Below are 16420 nucleotides of genomic sequence, written 5' to 3'. Positions count from 1 at the left end.
CCGGGCGGGGTCGCAGAAGGAGGTTCGTCCATGGTCCGCCCAGTATATCGGCGGCGTCCCGCCCGGAGACTGGGAAGCCGCCGCATCCGTCACCAGCTGACTGGCAGCGCCTTGCCCTCTTCGTATCCGGCCGCCGACTGGATGCCGACGAGCGCCCGATCCCGGAACTCCGCCAGCGAACGCGCGCCCGCGTACGTGAAGGAGCTGCGCACGCCGGACGTGATCATGTCGAGCAGGTCCTCGAGCGAGGGACGGAGCGGGTCGAGGTAGATCGCCGAGGAGGAGATGCCCTCGGCGAAGAGCTCCTTGCGCGCCAGCTCGTACGGCGACAGCCGGTCGAAGCGCTCGCGGACGGCCTTCGTGGAGGCCATCCCCCAGCTCTCCTTGTACAAGCGGCCGTCCGCGTCCGAGCGCAGCACGCCGGGCGCCTCGATGGTGCCCGCGAACCACGAGCCGATCATCACGGACGCCGCCCCCGCCGCGAGCGCGAGCGCGACGTCGCGCGGGTAGCGCACGCCCCCGTCCGCCCAGACCTTCGCACCCAGCGCCGTCGCGGCCTCGGCCGTCTCGAGCACGGCGGAGAACTGCGGCCGCCCGACGGCGGTCATCATCCGGGTGGTGCACATCGCGCCCGGTCCGACGCCGACCTTCAGCACGTCGGCCCCGGCCCCGACGAGATCGGCCACGGCCTGCTCGGTGACCACGTTGCCCGCGACGATCGGCAGGCCGAGCTCGAGGTCGCGGACCCGGCGCACTGCCGCGACCATGCCCTCCTGGTGCCCGTGCGCGGTGTCGAGGACGAGCATGTCGACCCCGGCGGCGGCGAGCGCACGCGCCTTCGCCTCGACGTCGCCGTTGATGCCGACCGCCGCGGCGACCCGGAGCCGCCCGTCGCCGTCGACGTTCGCCTCGTAGATCGTGCCGCGGAGGGCGCTGCGCCGACTGAGCGTGCCGACCACCTTCCCGTGCCGGAGCACCGGGGCGAACTCGAGCTCCGCCTCCACCATCAGGTCGAAGGCGCGCCGCGCCGTGTCGACGTCCTCGGCGTCGAGCGCGGGACTGCCCCCGTGCACGAGATCGCCGAGCCGCGCGTCGGACAGCGCCGTGGCGAGCCGCTCGGCCGGGATGCAGCCGCGGAACCCGCCGTGCTCGTCCTCGAGCACGAGGCCGTGGCCGGCCGCCGCGGGGAGGGCGACGAGCGCGTCGGCCACCGTCTGGTCGGGTGAGAAGCGGTGCGGGATGTCGAAGCTCGGCGATTGCGCCTTGACCCAGCGGATGGACTCCGCCAGGTCTTGCAGGTGGAGGTCCTGCGGCAGCACGCCGATGCCGCCGCGACGGGCGAGCGTGGCGGCGAGGCGCGGACCCGTGATCGAGTTCATGTTCGCCGAGACGATGGGGATCGAGCCGCCCGAGCCGTCGTCGGGGGCGAGCGAGACGTCGAGCCGGCTCGGAACTCCGGAGCGGCTCGGGACGAGGAACACGTCGGAGTACGTCAGGTCGTGCGTCGGCGCCGTGCGATAGAACTCCATGGCTCCCACGCTACTGCCAGGCGTGGGGTCCTCGGCCGGGTCGCAACGGGTTTAGGCTTGGGTGGGTGATCGGGGCGCGGTCGCGAGCGCGGCCGGTCCGATCTCCGCGGAATCCTTTCATCAACGGAGAGAGTGGGCGAGAGGCTGTGTCGAGCCAATTGACCGGGGCGGGTGCCGAAGAGACGGCGTCGGGCGAATTCGGAGCCAACGAATGGCTCGTCGACGAGATGTACGAGAAGTACCTCGCCGACCCCGATTCGGTCGACGAGACCTGGCGGCCGGTGCTGGAGCACTACCACCGGTCCAAGACGGCCGAGAGCGCCGCCGCCGCCCCCGCACCCGCGGCCGAGGCATCCGCCGCGCCGACGGCACCGGCCGCCCAGGCGACCCAGGGCGCCACCCAAGCGGCTCAACCGGCCCAACCAGCCCAAGCGGCCCAGGCGGCCCAGACGGCGCCGCAATCGGCCGACGGCTCGGCGAACGGCGCCGTGCCGACGCCGACCACCCCGACGCCCGTCATCGGGCAGACCCCGGCCGCCCGCACCACCTCCCGGGCGCCGCGTTCCGAGCCGGTCCCGGCCGATGTGCCGGTGACGAGCCCGCAGCCCGTCGTCGCCTCCGAGCGCGAAGACGAGGTGGTCACCCTCAAGGGCATGCCGAAGACCCTCGCGGCCAACATGGACGCCTCGCTCACCGTCCCCACCGCGACGAGCGTGCGCACCGTGCCCGCGAAGCTCATGATCGACAACCGCATCGTGATCAACAACCACCTGCGGCGCACCCGCGGCGGCAAGATCAGCTTCACCCACCTCATCGGCTGGGCCCTGATCCAGGCGCTGAAGGAGTTCCCGAGCCAGAACGTGTTCTATGCCGAGGTCGAGGGCAAGCCGTCGCTCGTGAAGCCCGCGCACGTGGGCCTCGGCATCGCGATCGACCTCCCGAAGCCCGACGGCACCCGTGCCCTCCTCGTCCCGGCCATCAAGCGCGCCGAGACGATGACCTTCAACGAGTACCTCGCCGCCTACGAAGACCTGGTGTCGCGGGCGCGTCAGAACAAGCTCAAGGCCGACGACTTCCAGGGCGGCACGATCTCGCTCACGAACCCGGGCGGCATCGGCACGGTGCACTCGGTGCCCCGGCTCATGAAGGGCCAGGGCTGCATCATCGGCGCCGGCGCCCTCGAGTACCCCGCCGAGTTCCAGGGCGCGAGCGAGAAGACCCTCGCGAACCTGGCCATCGGCAAGACGATCACGCTCACCTCGACCTACGACCACCGGGTGATCCAGGGCGCCGGCTCGGGCGAGTTCCTGAAGAAGGTGCACGAGCTCCTCATCGGCCAGCGCGGCTTCTACGAGGGCATCTTCGCCGCGCTGCGGCTGCCGTACGAGCCCATCCGCTGGGCCCCCGACATCGCGGTCGACGTCGCGAGCGCGATCGACAAGACCGCGCGGGTGCAGGAACTCATCAACGCGTTCCGCGTGCGCGGCCACATGATGGCCGACACCGACCCGCTCGAGTACGTGCAGCGCACCCACCCCGACCTCGACATCGCGAGCCACGGCCTCACCTTCTGGGACCTCGACCGCGAGTTCGTGACGGGCGGCTTCGGCGACCGGCGCAAGGCGCTGCTCCGCGACATCCTCGGCGTCCTCCGCGACTCCTACTGCCGCACCATCGGCATCGAGTACATGCACATCCAGGACCCGGTGCAGCGCGCCTGGATCCAGAACGAGGTCGAGCGGCCGTACGAGAAGCCGACCCACGACGAGCAGATGCGCATCCTCGGCAAGCTGAACGAGGCCGAGGCGTTCGAGACCTTCCTGCAGACGAAGTACGTCGGCCAGAAGCGCTTCAGCCTCGAGGGCGGCGAGTCGGTCATCGCCCTGCTCGACGAGATCCTCCAGGGCGCCGCCAAGGCGGGCATGGACGAGGTCGCGATCGGCATGGCCCACCGCGGCCGGCTCAACGTGCTCACGAACATCGCCGGCAAGACGTACGGCCAGGTGTTCCGCGAGTTCGAGGGCGCGACCGCCGGGCAGGGCTCGGGCGACGTGAAGTACCACCTCGGCACCGAGGGCACCTTCATCGCCGACGGCGGCCAGCAGGTTCCCGTCTCGCTCGCCGCGAACCCCTCGCACCTCGAGGCCGTCGACGGTGTGCTCGAGGGCATCGTCCGCGCGAAGCAGGACCGCAAGCCCATCGGCACCTTCTCGACCCTGCCGATCCTCGTCCACGGCGACGCGGCGATGGCCGGCCAGGGCGTGGTGGTGGAGACCATGCAGATGTCGCAGCTGCGCGGCTACCGCACGGGCGGCACGATCCACGTCAACATCAACAACCAGGTCGGCTTCACCACCGTGCCGGGCGACGCCCGCTCGTCGATCTACTCGACCGATGTGGCGAAGACGATCCAGGCGCCGATCTTCCACGTGAACGGCGACGACCCCGAGGCCGTCGTGCGGGTCGCGGAGCTCGCGTTCCGCTACCGCCAGGAGTTCAAGCGCGACGTCGTCGTCGACCTCATCTGCTACCGCCGCCGCGGGCACAACGAGGGCGACGACCCCTCGATGACGCAGCCGCTCATGTACAACCTCATCGAGGCGAAGCGCAGCGTGCGCAAGCTCTACACCGAGGCGCTCGTCGGCCGCGGCGACATCACCGAGGAGGAGTACGAGAACGCGCACCGCGACTTCCAGGACCGCCTCGAGCGCGCCTTCGCGGAGACGCACGCCGCGCAGACCGGCGCCATCCCGGTGATCGGCGCCACCGAGTCGGTGGCCGAGCCCGAGCCCGCCAGCGGCGAGCTCGAGACCACCGGCGTCGCGCTCGAGGTCGTGCACGCCGTCGGCGACGCGTTCGGCAACAAGCCCGACGGCTTCACCGTGCACCCGAAGATCCAGCAGCTGCTCCAGAAGCGCGTCGACATGAGCCGGAACGGCAAGATCGACTGGGGCTTCGGCGAGCTGCTCGCCTTCGGCTCGCTCCTGCTCGAGGGCACCCCGGTGCGCCTCGCCGGTCAGGATGCCCGCCGTGGCACCTTCGTGCAGCGCCACGCGGTCATGCACGACCGGGTGAACGGCCAGGAGTGGCTGCCGCTCATGAACCTCGCCGAGAACCAGGGCCGCTTCTACGTCTACGACTCGCTGCTGAGCGAGTACGCGGCGATGGGCTTCGAGTACGGCTACTCGGTCGAGCGGCCGGACACGCTCGTGGCCTGGGAGGCACAGTTCGGCGATTTCGCCAACGGTGCGCAGACCATCATCGACGAGTTCATCTCCTCCGCCGAGCAGAAGTGGGGTCAGCGCTCGAGCGTCGTGCTGCTGCTCCCCCACGGCTACGAGGGACAGGGCCCCGACCACTCGAGCGCCCGCATCGAGCGGTACCTCCAGCTCTGCGCCGAGAACAACATGACGGTCGCCCGTCCCTCGACGCCGGCCTCGTACTTCCACCTGCTGCGCCGTCAGGCGTACGCACGGCCGCGCAAGCCGCTCGTGGTGTTCACGCCGAAGGCGATGCTGCGCCTGCGCGGCGCGACGAGCGAGGTGGCCGACTTCACCCAGGGTCGCTTCGAACCGGTGATCGACGATGCGCGCATCACCGACAAGGCGGCCGTGAAGCGGGTCGTGTTCATGTCGGGCAAGCTCTACTACGACCTCGCGGCCGAGCTCGAGAAGTCGCCGAACCCCGAGATCGCCCTCGTCCGCCTCGAGCAGCTGTACCCGCTGCCCGCCGGCGAGCTGAAGGCGGTCGCCGACTCCTACCCGAACGCCGAGCTGGTCTGGGCGCAGGACGAGCCGGAGAACCAGGGCGCCTGGCCGTACTTCATCATCGAGACGAACAAGCTCGGGCCGCGCGAGGTGCAGATCGTCTCGCGGGCGGCCGCCGCTTCGCCGGCGACCGGATCCGCGAAACGTCACGCGGCGGAGCAGAGCGAGCTGGTGCGGCGCGCGCTGACGCTGTAACACGAGCGACGAACGCCGAAGGGCGCGGATGCCGAGGCATCCGCGCCCTTCGGCGTTCGCGTGCGCGGTCAGCGCCGCCCGCGGGCGAGCTTCGACGGCCACCAGATCGACCGGCCGAGATCGTAGGCGAGCGCCGGCACGAGCAGCGTCCGCACGAGGAAGGTGTCGAGCAGCACCCCGAACGCCACGATGAAGGAGATCTGCGCGAGGAAGAGGATCGGCAGCACCCCGAGCGCCGCGAACGTCGCCGCGAGCACGAGCCCCGCCGAGGTGATCACCCCGCCGGTCAGGCGGAGCCCCCGCAGCACGCCCTCGCGCGCCCCGAAGCGCAGGGACTCCTCGCGCACGCGGGTCATCAGGAAGATGTTGTAGTCCACCCCGAGCGCCACGAGGAACACGAAGCCGAACAGCGGCACGCTCGGGTCGGCCCCGGGGAAGCGGAAGATCCCCTCGAACACCCAGGCCGAGACACCGAGGGCCGCCGTGTAGGACAGCACGACGCTCGCGATGAGCAGCAGTGGCGCCACGATGGCGCGCAGCAGCAGCATCAGGATCAGGAGGATCGCGGCGAGCACGAGCGGGATGATCAGCGTCCGGTCGGCGATCGCGGCGTCGTTCGTGTCGAGGGCGACGGCCGTGGGGCCGCCGACGAGCGCGTCGGCCGACACCGCGTCGAGCGCGTCGCGCAGCGCCCGGACGGTGTGCTCGGCGGCCGCCGAGTCGGGCGCGTCGTCGAGGGTCGCCTGCAGCAGCACCCGGCCGTCGACGACCGTGGGCTCCGGCGCCGGCGTTCCGGGCGGGCCGAACGCGCCGATGCCGTCGGCCGTCACCGGCGCGGTGCCCGACGGGGAGTCCGCCGAGACGACGGCGACACTCGCCACGCCGTCCGTCGCGAGCGCGGTGTCGGCCATCGCCTGCAGCTCGTCCTCCGGGCCGACGATCGCGGCGGGCGCGCCGGAGCCGCCCGGGAAGTGCTCGGCGAGGAGCTCCTGCCCGTCGCGGGCCTCGGACTGCCCGAGCACGAACTCGCTCGAGGGCACCCCGTCGGCGTCGAGCCTCGCGAGCCCGAGCGAGAGGCCGGCGAGCAGCAGCACGGAGAGCACCCAGACGAGGCGGGGGCGGCGGCCCACGAGCCCCGCCAGCTTCGCCCAGAGCCCGGTGGCGGGCAGCTCGGGCTCCGCCGCCCCACCGATGCTCGAGGCATCCGGTCGGTGGAGCCTCCGCGGCCAGAATGCCGTGCGACCGGCCCAGAGGAGGAGTGCCGGCAACAGGGTGAGCGCGGCGAGGATCGCCGCGACGATGCCGATGGCCGCGACCGGCCCGAGGGCCTTGTTTGAGTTGAGCTCGCTGAACAGCAGGATCAGGAGCCCGGCGATCACCGTGCCGCCCGAGGCGACGATCGGCTCCCAGGCGCGGCGGAGCGCGGTCAGCGTCGCCGCCCACTTGCCCGGCGACGCTTCGAGGGCCTCCCGGTAGCGCGCCGTGTACAGCAGGGCGTAGTCGGTCGCCGCCCCGATGACGAGGATGAACAGGATGCCCTGCGTCTGACCGCTCAGCAGGATCGCTCCGCTGCGCGCGAGCGCGACGACGACGAACACCGAGGCGCAGAGCGCCGAGAGGCTCGTGAAGAGCACGATGAACGGCAGCAGGAGCGAGCGGTAGACGACGACCAGGATGATGAACACCGCGGCGAGCGCGACGGCGAGCAGCAGGCCGTCGATGCCGGCGAAGGCGGCGACGAGGTCGGCGGTGAACCCCGCCGGCCCGGTCACGGCGCTCGTGGCGCCGTCGACGGGATGCTCGGCGACGAGGTCCCGCACCTCGCCGACCACTTCGTCGACGCCGCCATCCGCTGCGGAGTCGACCGGGACGACGAACTGGGCCGCGGCGCCGTCCTCCGAGGGGATGACCGGCGAGGTCTCCCCCGCGCCCTGCACGCCGGCCACGAGCCCGCGGACGTCGTCGATCTCAGCGAGCGCCGCAGGGTCGAGCTTCGCGCCGTCCTCGCTCGCGTAGACGACGATCGCGGGGACCTCGTCGCCGGTGCGGAACCCCTCCTCGAGCGCGTGGACCTCGGTGGCCTCGGCGCTCGCGGGGAGGAACTGGGTCTGGTCGTTCGTCTGCACCTCGGAGATGGCGCCGAACGAGGCCCCGCCGATGCCGAACGCCGCCGTCCAGAGCAGGATCAGGACGGCGGGGAGCAGCACGCGGAGCCAGCGCGGCACTCCGGAACGGGCGGGTCGAAGGTGTGCATCGTTCATGATGCTCTCGACGTTAGGCCGGACGCCGGCCGCGGCGCGTCCATCGAAAGGTTGGCCGCGCCCGGACCGCCGGACTAGTCAGCGAAGACGGCGTGCGCCTGGATCTCGCGGATCCGCGTGAGCACGACGGTGCGCAGCTCGTCGGGCGCGCTCTCGCGGCACGCCCGCTGCACGACCTCGGTGATGGTGATGCCGACCTTCAGCTCGCCGGAGCACTCGGGGCAGTTCTCCATGTGCGCCCGGATGTCGGCGGCATCCTCGCTGCAGAGCTCGTTGTGCAGGTACTCCTCGAGCTCGGCCCGCGCCTTCTCGCAGCCGCAGTCGTTCATTTCTTGCTCCTGGTGGGGTTGGCCGCCGACCGGATGCCCTGCTCGAGGGCGTAGTCGGCGAGGGACTCGCGAAGCATCCGCCGGCCACGGTGCAGGCGGCTCATCACGGTCCCGATCGGGGTGTTCATCATGTCGGCGATCTCCTGGTAGGAGAAACCCTCGACGTCGGCGAAGTAGACCGCCAGACGGAAGTCCTCCGGGAGTGCCTGCAGGGCGTCTTTCACTGCGCTGTCGGGCAGGTGGTCGATCGCCTCCGCCTCGGCGGAGCGGCTCGTCGCGGCCGTCGTCGACTCGGCGCCGCCGAGCTGCCAGTCCTCGAGCTCGTCGATCGTGCCCTGGTACGGCTCCCGCTGCTTCTTGCGGTACGTGTTGATGAAGGTGTTCGTGAGGATGCGGTACAGCCAGGCCTTGAGGTTCGTGCCCTGCTTGAACTGGGCGAAGGCGGCGTAGGCCTTCACGAAGGTCTCCTGCACGAGGTCTTGCGCGTCGGCGGGGTTCTTGGTCATCCGCAGCGCGGCGGCGTACAGCTGATCGATGAAGGGCAGCGCCTGCTCCTCGAACAGCTCGCCCAGCGGGCGCTCGGCCTCGACCTTGGGCTCGTCGATCTCATCACCGGTCATCACCGGCCATCCTAGATCGTCGACCTGTTCGGCCGCCGTCCGCTCCAGCAGTGCGAGGCTCACCTGCACCCTCTCCTCCCGCGCCCGCACGGACGCTACTGTTGATAACCGATGCAGATCACGCCATATTCCGAGCCCGAGTTCGACCCGTACGGCGACGCCCGCCGGACCGAGCCCGACCCGGGCTGGCTCGCGCCCACCGCGAGCCGGCCGCTGCACGCGACCGTGTCCGTGCCGGGCTCGAAGTCGCTGACGAACCGGGAGCTCGTGCTCGCCGCCCTCGCCGACGGGCCGTCCGTGCTGCGCGCGCCCCTCTGGTCCCGCGACAGCGAGCTCATGGTCGAGGCGCTCTCCGCCCTCGGCGTCGGTTTCGAGCGTCTGCCCGGCCGCGGCGGATTCGGCGACGACCTGCGGGTGACGCCCGCCGAGGAGCTCCTCGGATCGACGACGGTCGACTGCGGCCTCGCCGGCACGGTCATGCGCTTCGTGCCGCCCGTGGCCGCACTGGCGCTCGGCCCGACCACCTTCGACGGCGACGAGGCCGCCAGGCGGCGGCCGATGTCCGGCGTCATCGACGGCCTCAAGGGCCTCGGCGTCGACCTCGACGACGACCGCCGCGGCGCCCTCCCGTTCACCGTGCACGGCACGGGCCGCATCGCCGGGGGCGTGCTGGAGATCGACGCCTCGGCCTCGAGCCAGTTCGTCTCCGGACTGCTGCTGTCCGCCCCGCGTTTCGAGCAGGGCCTCGACCTCCGGCACACCGGCGAGCGGCTGCCGAGCATGCCGCACATCGAGATGACGGTCGCGGCGCTCGCGCGCCGGGGCGTCGTCGTCGAGTCGCCGGAGCCCGGCCGCTGGATCGTCGCGCCCGGCGCCATCGCCGCCACCGACGTCGAGATCGAACCGGATCTCTCGAACGCCGCGCCGTTCCTCGCGGCCGCGCTCGTCGCCGGCGGCGAGGTGACGGTCTCAGGATGGCCGGAGACCACCACGCAGGTCGGCGCGCAGCTCGAGACCCTGCTGCCGCGCTTCGGCGCCGAGGTCGAGCGCACCGGCGACCGCCTCACCGTCCGGGCCGTCGGCGCGGCCGCCGGCGGCATCCGCGCCGTCGACCTCGATCTAGGCGAGGCGGGCGAGCTGGTACCGAACCTCGTCGCGATCGCGGCGTTCGCCGACGGCCCCTCGACGTTCACCGGCATCGGTCACATCCGCCATCACGAGACCGACCGGCTCGCTGCGCTCGCGGCGGAGCTGAACGGCCTCGGCGGCCGCGTCACCGAACTCGACGACGGGCTCCGCATCGAGCCGGCACCGCTGCACGAGGGCGGATGGCGCGCCTACGCCGATCACCGCATGGCGACGACGGGCGCCATCGTCGGCCTCGCCGTGCCGGGCGTCATCATCGACGACATCGCCTCGACGGGCAAGACGCTGCCGCAGTTCCCCGAGCTCTGGGGCGGGCTGCTGCGATGAGCTGGTGGGACGCCGACGACGAGGACGACGAGCCCGAGTTCGACGAGTCCGACATCCGGGTGCGTCCGAGCCGCCGTGGCAGCCGCCCGCGCACGAAGCAGCGCCCGGAGCACGCCGACGCCGTGCAGGGTCGCGTGCTCGGAGTCGACCGGGGCCGGTACGCGGTGCTGGTCGACGAGGGCGGCCCGGACGAGCGCGAGGTCACCGCGGCACGCGCGCGCGAGCTGAAGCGGAAGTCCGTCGTGACGGGCGACCTCGTCGACGTCGTCGGCGATACGACGGGTGCCGACGGCACCCTCGCCCGCATCGTCCGGATCGGCGAGCGCACGAGCCTCCTGCGGCGGAGCGCCGACGACACCGACGCCGTCGAGCGCATCATCGTGGCGAACGCCGACCAGATGCTCGTCGTCGTCGCCGCAGCGAACCCGGAACCGCGCACCCGGCTCGTCGACCGCTACCTGGTCGCCGCCTACGACGCCGGCATCACCCCGCTCCTCTGCATCACCAAGACCGACCTCGCCGACCCCGAGCCCTTCCTGCAGAGCTTCGCCGGGCTCGACTTGCCGGTGTTCCGCTCGGCCGCCGAGGACATGCCGCTCGACGAGATCCGCGCGGCGCTCGTGGGGCACCGCACGGTCTTCGTCGGACACTCCGGCGTCGGCAAGTCGACGCTCGTGAACGCCCTGGTGCCGAGCGCGGAGCGCGCCACCGGCCGCGTGAACGACGTCACCGGGCGCGGCCGGCACACCTCATCGTCGACGGTCTCGCTCCGCCTCGAGGCCGCGGAGGGCGACGGCTGGGTCATCGACACCCCCGGCGTGCGCTCGTTCGGCCTCGGCCATGTCGACCCCGCGAACATCCTGCGCTCGTTCACCGACCTCGCCGAGATCGCGGAACGCTGTCCGAGGGGATGCACCCACCTGCCCGACGCCCCGGATTGCGCGCTCAACGACGCGGCCGCGGACGGCGAGCTCGACGAGACCGGGCGGGCCCGGCTGGACTCGCTGCAGCGGCTGCTCGAGACGTTCTCGACCGCACCGGGCGCCGCCGATCGCGGCGGACACTGATCGAGCCGAGCACCGGACGGGGTGGTGTCGTCCGGCCTCGGCTCGATGGAGGTCGTGGTGCGGTGGTCAGCCGGCGCGGCGGGCGCGCGCGGCGCGGCGCTTCAGAGCGCGGCGCTCGTCTTCGCTGAGGCCACCCCAGACGCCCGAGTCCTGACCGGTCTCGAGGGCGTACTGCAGGCAGATCTCGGTGACCGTGCAACGGGCGCAGACGGCCTTCGCCTTCTCGATCTGGTCGACGGCCGGACCAGTGTTCCCCACCGGGAAGAACAGTTCGGGGTCGGCGGTGAGGCAGGCGGCTTTGTCGCGCCAATCCATGGAGATGCTCCTTGTTGCTACTCGTCGCAGTCACGCTCGCGCGCTCTCGCGCGGCCAATTCGTTCGGACGTACTCGCGTACGCACGAACTCGGTGGCGGTGTTGCGGGGGGAAAGCCAAGTCTCGGGAAGTAGGATCATGATTGATCGGCTCACCACCCTGTGAGCATCAACTCGGCCTTGTAAATCGTGGCATAGCGACGGGGTCGAATCAATAGCCGTGTATGGGATATCGCTGTGAATCAGAGCTCCGACCGCCCCGCCTCAGCCGAGGAACCGCCCGCTGATCAGGGAGTCCCCCGCGCGGCACTCGCGATCGTGAACGTGCTGCTCGTGCTCGAGGCGCTCGCCGTGGCGGGCGTGCTGATCTGGCTCGTCGTCGATCTCTTCACGCTCGCGCCGTCGTCCTACGCGACCGCCGTCGCACTCGTCGTGCTCGTCGCGATCGGCGCCGTCTTCACCGCCGCCGTGGCGGTCGCCTCGATCCGCCGTGCCGGCTGGTCGAGGGCCGGCGCCATCGTCTGGCAGGTGCTCCAGGTCTCCGTCGCGGCCGGCGCCTTCCAGGGCTTTTTCGCCAGGCCCGATCTCGGGTGGGCGCTCCTCATCCCGGCGATCGTCGTCGTCGTGCTGATGCTCGCGCCGTCGGTGCGCCGCGCCTACGGGAACGCCGGGGCGGCACCGGAGCACTGAGCGCCCGGCACCGCCCCGGCGGTGTGCGGCGATGGGTCAGCCGTCGAGGCCGAGCTCGCGGCGGATCCGGGCGACGTGCCCGGTGGCCTTCACGTTGTAGAAGGCCTTCGCGATGCGGCCGTCCTCGTCGACCACGAAGGTGGAACGGATCGAGCCGACGACGATCTTGCCGTAGAGCGACTTCTCGCCCCAGACGCCGTAGGCCTGCTGGACCGCGAGATCCGGGTCGGCGAGCAGGGTGAAGTTCAGTCGGTCGCGCTCGGCGAAGCGCTTCAGCTTCTCGACCTCGTCCTTGGAGACGCCGAGCACACGGATGCCCGCGGCCTTGAACGAGTTGAGGCTGTCACGGAAGTCGCACGCCTCGGTGGTGCAGCCCGGGGTCATCGCCTCGGGATAGAAGTAGAGCACCACCTTGCCGCCGCGGAGCGACGAGAGCGTCACGGGAGTGCCGTCCTGGTCGTCGAGCGTGAAGTCGGGGGCGAGATCGCCGGGGGCGAGTCGTGCATCGTTCATACCGACCATGGTAGGCCGCCCCGAGGCGCGAGTCCCCCGACCGGCCCGGAGTGCGCCGACCGCCCGCGCGCCCGCTCAGGCCGGGGCGATCCAGCGCATCGGCACCTCGATGGTCACCTCGGTGCCGGTTCCGACGACGGTGTGCCAGTCGATCGTCCCGCCGAGCTCGCCCTGGATGAGGGTGCGCACGATCTGCGTGCCGAGCCCCTCGCCGACCCGCCCCTCCGGCAGCCCCGAACCGGTGTCACGGACCTGCACGGTCAGCACCTGGTCGGATCGGTCGGCCACCACCTCGACCTCGCCGACGCGGCCCGCGAGCCCGTGCTCGACCGCGTTGGTGACGAGCTCGGTCAGTGCCAGCGCGAGGGGGGTCGCGTACTCGCTCGGCAGGACGCCGAAACTCCCCGAACGCTTCGGGTGCGCCGTCGTGTTGTGCGCCGCGGCGACCTCGGCGACGAGCAGCAGCGCCCGGTCGAAGACCTCGTCGAAGTCGACGTTCTGCGAGAGACCGGTCGACAGTGTGTCGTGCACGACCGCGATCGCGCCGACCCGGCGCATCGCCTGCGTGAGCGCCTCGCGCGCCTCGTCGGAGTGGGTGCGCCGCGCCTGGATGCGCAGCAGCGACGCCACCGTCTGCAGGTTGTTCTTCACCCGGTGGTGGATCTCCCGGATGGTCGCGTCCTTCGTGATGAGCTCCTGCTCCTGGTGGCGGAGTTCGGTGACGTCGCGCGTGAGCACGATCGCGCCGATGCGCTCGCCCGTGCGGCGGATCGGGATGGCTCGCAGGGAGACGGTGACCCCCCGGGACTCCACGTCGGTTCGCCAGGGGGCGCGGCCGGTCACGACGAGCGGCAGCGACTCGTCGACGACCAGCTTGCCGGCGAGCAGGCGGGTGGTGACGTCGGCGAGCGACTCGCCCTCCAGCTCGTCGTCGAAGCCCATGCGGTTGAACGCCGAGAGGGCGTTCGGGCTCGCGAAGGTGGTGATGCCGTCGACGTCGAGCCGGATGAGCCCGTCGGAGGCGCGGGGCGCACCGCGGCGCGGCCCGGTCGGCGCCCCCAGATCGGGGAAGTCACCGGAGGCGATCATCTGGAACAGCTCGCCGGCGCAGTCGTTGAACGTCAGCTCCTGCCGGCTCGGGGTCCGGGTCGCGCCCAGGTTCGTGTGGCGGGTGATCACGGCGACCGGCTCGGGGGCCACGGCGGTGCTCGCCTCGGCGAGCCGTCGCATGACGGGGACGGCGCGAACCCTGGTCGGCATCTCCTCGTACCAGTCGGGAGCGGAGGAATCGACGATCTGCGCGCCCGAGTACGCCTGCGTGACGAGCTCCCGCCACTGCGGCTTGATGCGCTGACCGACGAAGTCGCGGTAGAAGAGCGTCGCGGCGCTCGACGGACGCGAGTGCGCGACCGCGACGAAGTCGTCGTCGCCGGACGGCACCCACAGCACGATGTCCGCGAAGGCGAGATCGGCGAGCAGCTGCAGGTCGCCGACGAGCATGTGCAGCCAGTCGACGTCGGCCTGACTGCTGCGGCCCTGGGCGAGGACGAGTTCACTGAGGGTCGACACAGCTCAAGCGTAGTGCGGCGGGCGGCGTCGCACGCGATCGAGGAGACGCGTTCCACGGATGCCGGAACCCGAGGACTCGGGCGCCGGGCGTCCCGTCCGGGCGGCGCCCGACCGGGGCCCGGTCGCCCCGCCCCCGTCGGTGCCGATGGTCCCGGGTGGAGCGGGGAACCGCTCCGCCGCGTACTCCCGGATCGCCGTCGCCAGCGGCGAACGCGGCGCCGCATCGCGAAGCGCCCGCGCCCGGAGGATCGCGGCATCCGCGCCTCGGCCGTCGTGCGGGAGGAGCCAGGCCCGCTCGATGCCGCCGAGCCGCTGCAGGGTCGCTCGCACCTGGGCGTACGCCCCCACCCCGAGTGCGCCCTGCCGCACCCGGTTCACGATCACGTCGAGCTGCGCGGGGTCGACCAGCTCGGCGAGCTCGACGCAGCCGCGGAGCAGCCGACCGAGGCCGAGCGGGTCGGCGAGCCCGACGGCGAGCACCCGATCGGCCGCCTCGAGCGCGGCGAAGGTCGCGGCGTTTCGCCGCGGCGCGAACTGGTCGCTCGTGAGCTCCTCGTCGCGCTCGAGGCTGAAGCCCGTGTCGATGACCACCGCGTCGGCGTGCTCCGCGATCGAGGCGACGGCGGAGGCCACCCGCTCCGCGCCGAGCTCAGGCCAGCGCGCCGGCCCGATGAGCCCCGTGAACACCTCGAACTCCGCACCGCTCGTCGTGCATCGCTGCGCCAGCCGCTCGCGTTCGGATCGGTCGAGCGCCCCCATGCCGGCCAGCCGGCACGCGGCGGCGAACCCGGGGGTCTCGTCGAGCAGCCCGAGCGCGAGGGCCACCGCTCCACCGTACGGGTCGGCGTCGACGAGCACGACGCGCCGGCCGGCGGCCGCGAGCTCGGCCGCGAGGTTGACGGCGATCGTCGTACGCCCCGGCGCTCCGGACGGCCCCCAGACGGCAATCGTGCGCGCCGTGCTCGGGAGGGGAGGCGGGGGCGTCGGAGCCGTGCCCGCGACGACCGGCTCGAGATCGGACCACGCGACCGCCGGCCCGAGGACCTCGAGCAGCCCGGCGGCGCGCGCCGCCGCGCGCTCGCGGTCATCGTCCGCGATCGCGATGACGCGGACGCCGGCGGCATCGCACGCGCTCAGAAGCTCCCGATCGAACGTGAGCGCACCGGCGCCGACGAGGACCACTTCCGGCGCGCACTCGCGCAGGGCGACGAGCAGCTCCGGCCAGGCGCCGACGCGCGCGACCACGCGATGGCCGTGTTCGACCGCGTCCGGAAGCAGCCGGTGCTCCAACTCGCGCCCGAGCGCGACGGCGAGCCGGGCCATCAGTCGGCCGGCCGCGCGGGCACGAGGTCGATCGTGTCGCCGGAGGCGAGCGCTTCGAGCAGGAGCGGCACGCGCTCGCGATCGATCCGCAACTCGACGAGCGGGCCGTCGGCGCCGGGCCCATCGGGGTGCCGTACCGAGGCGACCTCCGCACCGGGCACGAGCACCACCGGCGGGGCGAAGCCTCGGTCGACCGCGTCGGCCGCCCAGACATCGACCATGGCGCCGGGCTGGACGGCCGCCGCCAGCGCCCCGCGGCTCGCGACCACCACGGCCGCGGTGGTCGCATCGCCGACCTCGTCGACGGCGGCGAGCGGAACGAGCTCGCCCGGCCCGACCGTGCGCGCGAGCACCGCGTCGGCCGCCGGGTCGGACTCGACCGAGAGGTAGTGCGCCGCACGCTCGCCCAGCACGACGCGGACCACCTGGAGATCGTCGTGGTCGAGCTTCGAGCCCGCGGTGATCGTGTCGCGAGCCGCGTAGACCTCGACCGAACGGTCGAGCCCACCGACGATCGCCCAGACGCCGACGACGGACCCGACGACGAGCAGCACCCCGACCACCAGCCTGACATCGATGCTCCGGCCCCGTCGCCCACGCCAGCCCATTCGTTCTCCCTCTCGTTCGTTCGCCGTCGCGGCTCGGCGTCGCCTTCGCTCGGCGTCGTTCCAGCAGACGACCGAGCACACCCATCGTCGCGACGGCAGCGACTCCGCGCCCGGAGTTATCCACAGCGGGTGCCTTCCGCGCCCACCGGGTCGATAATCGAGG

13 protein-coding genes are annotated in these 16420 nt (G+C 72.1%); 4 read left to right on the top strand and 9 right to left on the bottom strand.

What is annotated here, in order from left to right; translation table 11 throughout:
• Positions 1 to 89: 89 nt before the first annotated feature.
• Entirely contained in the window at positions 90 to 1529 is a 1440-nt protein-coding gene (locus M3147_RS04915; protein ID WP_251202363.1) for a GuaB1 family IMP dehydrogenase-related protein, read from the bottom strand.
• A 146-nt stretch (positions 1530 to 1675) separates the two neighbouring features.
• Between M3147_RS04915 and M3147_RS04910 the strand changes: the two genes are divergently transcribed.
• Complete coding sequence (locus tag M3147_RS04910) at positions 1676 to 5491, top strand: multifunctional oxoglutarate decarboxylase/oxoglutarate dehydrogenase thiamine pyrophosphate-binding subunit/dihydrolipoyllysine-residue succinyltransferase subunit (RefSeq protein WP_251202362.1); 3816 nt, start codon at positions 1676 to 1678, stop codon at positions 5489 to 5491.
• A 68-nt stretch (positions 5492 to 5559) separates the two neighbouring features.
• Here the strand turns inward: M3147_RS04910 and M3147_RS04905 are convergent, their stop codons facing one another.
• The 3 genes from M3147_RS04905 to M3147_RS04895 all read right to left on the bottom strand — a co-directional run bounded on the left by M3147_RS04905 (position 5560) and on the right by M3147_RS04895 (position 8701).
• On the bottom strand, positions 5560 to 7752 hold the full coding sequence (locus M3147_RS04905) for an MMPL family transporter (protein WP_251202361.1): 2193 nt from the start codon (positions 7750 to 7752) through the stop codon (positions 5560 to 5562).
• Between the two features lie 74 nt (positions 7753 to 7826).
• Entirely contained in the window at positions 7827 to 8081 is a 255-nt protein-coding gene (rsrA, locus tag M3147_RS04900) for a mycothiol system anti-sigma-R factor (RefSeq protein ID WP_251202360.1), read from the bottom strand.
• Positions 8078 to 8701, bottom strand: a complete 624-nt coding sequence (locus tag M3147_RS04895; RefSeq protein WP_251202598.1) for a sigma-70 family RNA polymerase sigma factor — start codon at positions 8699 to 8701, stop codon at positions 8078 to 8080. Before M3147_RS04895 ends, rsrA begins: the two co-directional genes overlap by 4 nt.
• Before the next feature lie 111 nt (positions 8702 to 8812).
• On the opposite strand from M3147_RS04895, the gene aroA reads away from it, so the two are divergent.
• The gene (aroA, locus tag M3147_RS04890) at positions 8813 to 10174 is read left to right on the top strand and encodes a 3-phosphoshikimate 1-carboxyvinyltransferase (RefSeq protein ID WP_251202359.1); all 1362 of its coding nucleotides are present in this window, start codon (positions 8813 to 8815) and stop codon (positions 10172 to 10174) included.
• Positions 10171 to 11241 (top strand): ribosome small subunit-dependent GTPase A, encoded by a 1071-nt coding sequence (gene rsgA / locus M3147_RS04885; protein ID WP_251202358.1) that lies wholly within the window; start codon positions 10171 to 10173, stop codon positions 11239 to 11241. The genes aroA and rsgA overlap by 4 nt, the downstream gene beginning before the upstream one ends.
• Positions 11242 to 11307: 66 nt before the next feature.
• Here rsgA and M3147_RS04880 read toward each other — a convergent pair whose 3' ends face one another.
• Positions 11308 to 11556 (bottom strand): WhiB family transcriptional regulator, encoded by a 249-nt coding sequence (locus M3147_RS04880; RefSeq protein WP_055859573.1) that lies wholly within the window; start codon positions 11554 to 11556, stop codon positions 11308 to 11310.
• A gap of 235 nt (positions 11557 to 11791) precedes the next feature.
• On the opposite strand from M3147_RS04880, the gene M3147_RS04875 reads away from it, so the two are divergent.
• On the top strand, positions 11792 to 12244 hold the full coding sequence (locus M3147_RS04875) for a hypothetical protein (RefSeq protein WP_251202357.1): 453 nt from the start codon (positions 11792 to 11794) through the stop codon (positions 12242 to 12244).
• 36 nt (positions 12245 to 12280) lie between these two features.
• Here M3147_RS04875 and bcp read toward each other — a convergent pair whose 3' ends face one another.
• From bcp to M3147_RS04855, 4 genes are all read right to left on the bottom strand, one after another.
• The gene (bcp, locus tag M3147_RS04870; RefSeq protein ID WP_251202356.1) at positions 12281 to 12757 is read right to left on the bottom strand and encodes a thioredoxin-dependent thiol peroxidase; all 477 of its coding nucleotides are present in this window, start codon (positions 12755 to 12757) and stop codon (positions 12281 to 12283) included.
• A gap of 75 nt (positions 12758 to 12832) precedes the next feature.
• Positions 12833 to 14326, bottom strand: coding sequence for a sensor histidine kinase (locus M3147_RS04865; protein ID WP_251202355.1), 1494 nt, complete (start codon positions 14324 to 14326; stop codon positions 12833 to 12835).
• Between the two features lie 3 nt (positions 14327 to 14329).
• The gene (locus tag M3147_RS04860) at positions 14330 to 15649 is read right to left on the bottom strand and encodes an AAA family ATPase (RefSeq protein ID WP_285873388.1); all 1320 of its coding nucleotides are present in this window, start codon (positions 15647 to 15649) and stop codon (positions 14330 to 14332) included.
• Positions 15649 to 16257 (bottom strand): hypothetical protein, encoded by a 609-nt coding sequence (locus M3147_RS04855; RefSeq protein ID WP_251202354.1) that lies wholly within the window; start codon positions 16255 to 16257, stop codon positions 15649 to 15651. The genes M3147_RS04860 and M3147_RS04855 overlap by 1 nt, the downstream gene beginning before the upstream one ends.
• Positions 16258 to 16420 lie beyond the last annotated feature (163 nt).

Origin of the sequence: Agromyces mediolanus, assembly GCF_023715325.1 — a bacterium.
Taxonomy (GTDB): Bacteria; Actinomycetota; Actinomycetes; order Actinomycetales; family Microbacteriaceae; genus Agromyces; species Agromyces mediolanus_A.
Note: the sequence above shows the minus strand (reverse complement) of the source record. Positions and strands in the feature narration are given on the sequence as shown.

Excerpts from the sequence above, each read along its gene's own strand:
- M3147_RS04860 (WP_285873388.1), bottom strand. The coding sequence starts at position 15,649 with ATGGCCCGGCTCGCCGTCGCGCTCGGGCGCGAGTTGGAGCACCGGCTG.
- M3147_RS04880 (WP_055859573.1), bottom strand. The coding sequence starts at position 11,556 with ATGGATTGGCGCGACAAAGCCGCCTGCCTCACCGCCGACCCCGAACTG.
- rsrA (WP_251202360.1), bottom strand. The coding sequence starts at position 8,081 with ATGAACGACTGCGGCTGCGAGAAGGCGCGGGCCGAGCTCGAGGAGTAC.
- M3147_RS04895 (WP_251202598.1), bottom strand. The coding sequence starts at position 8,701 with ATGACCGGTGATGAGATCGACGAGCCCAAGGTCGAGGCCGAGCGCCCG.
- M3147_RS04855 (WP_251202354.1), bottom strand. The coding sequence starts at position 16,257 with ATGGGCTGGCGTGGGCGACGGGGCCGGAGCATCGATGTCAGGCTGGTG.
- bcp (WP_251202356.1), bottom strand. The coding sequence starts at position 12,757 with ATGAACGATGCACGACTCGCCCCCGGCGATCTCGCCCCCGACTTCACG.
- rsgA (WP_251202358.1), top strand. The coding sequence starts at position 10,171 with ATGAGCTGGTGGGACGCCGACGACGAGGACGACGAGCCCGAGTTCGAC.
- M3147_RS04915 (WP_251202363.1), bottom strand. The coding sequence starts at position 1,529 with ATGGAGTTCTATCGCACGGCGCCGACGCACGACCTGACGTACTCCGAC.
- aroA (WP_251202359.1), top strand. The coding sequence starts at position 8,813 with ATGCAGATCACGCCATATTCCGAGCCCGAGTTCGACCCGTACGGCGAC.
- M3147_RS04905 (WP_251202361.1), bottom strand. The coding sequence starts at position 7,752 with ATGAACGATGCACACCTTCGACCCGCCCGTTCCGGAGTGCCGCGCTGG.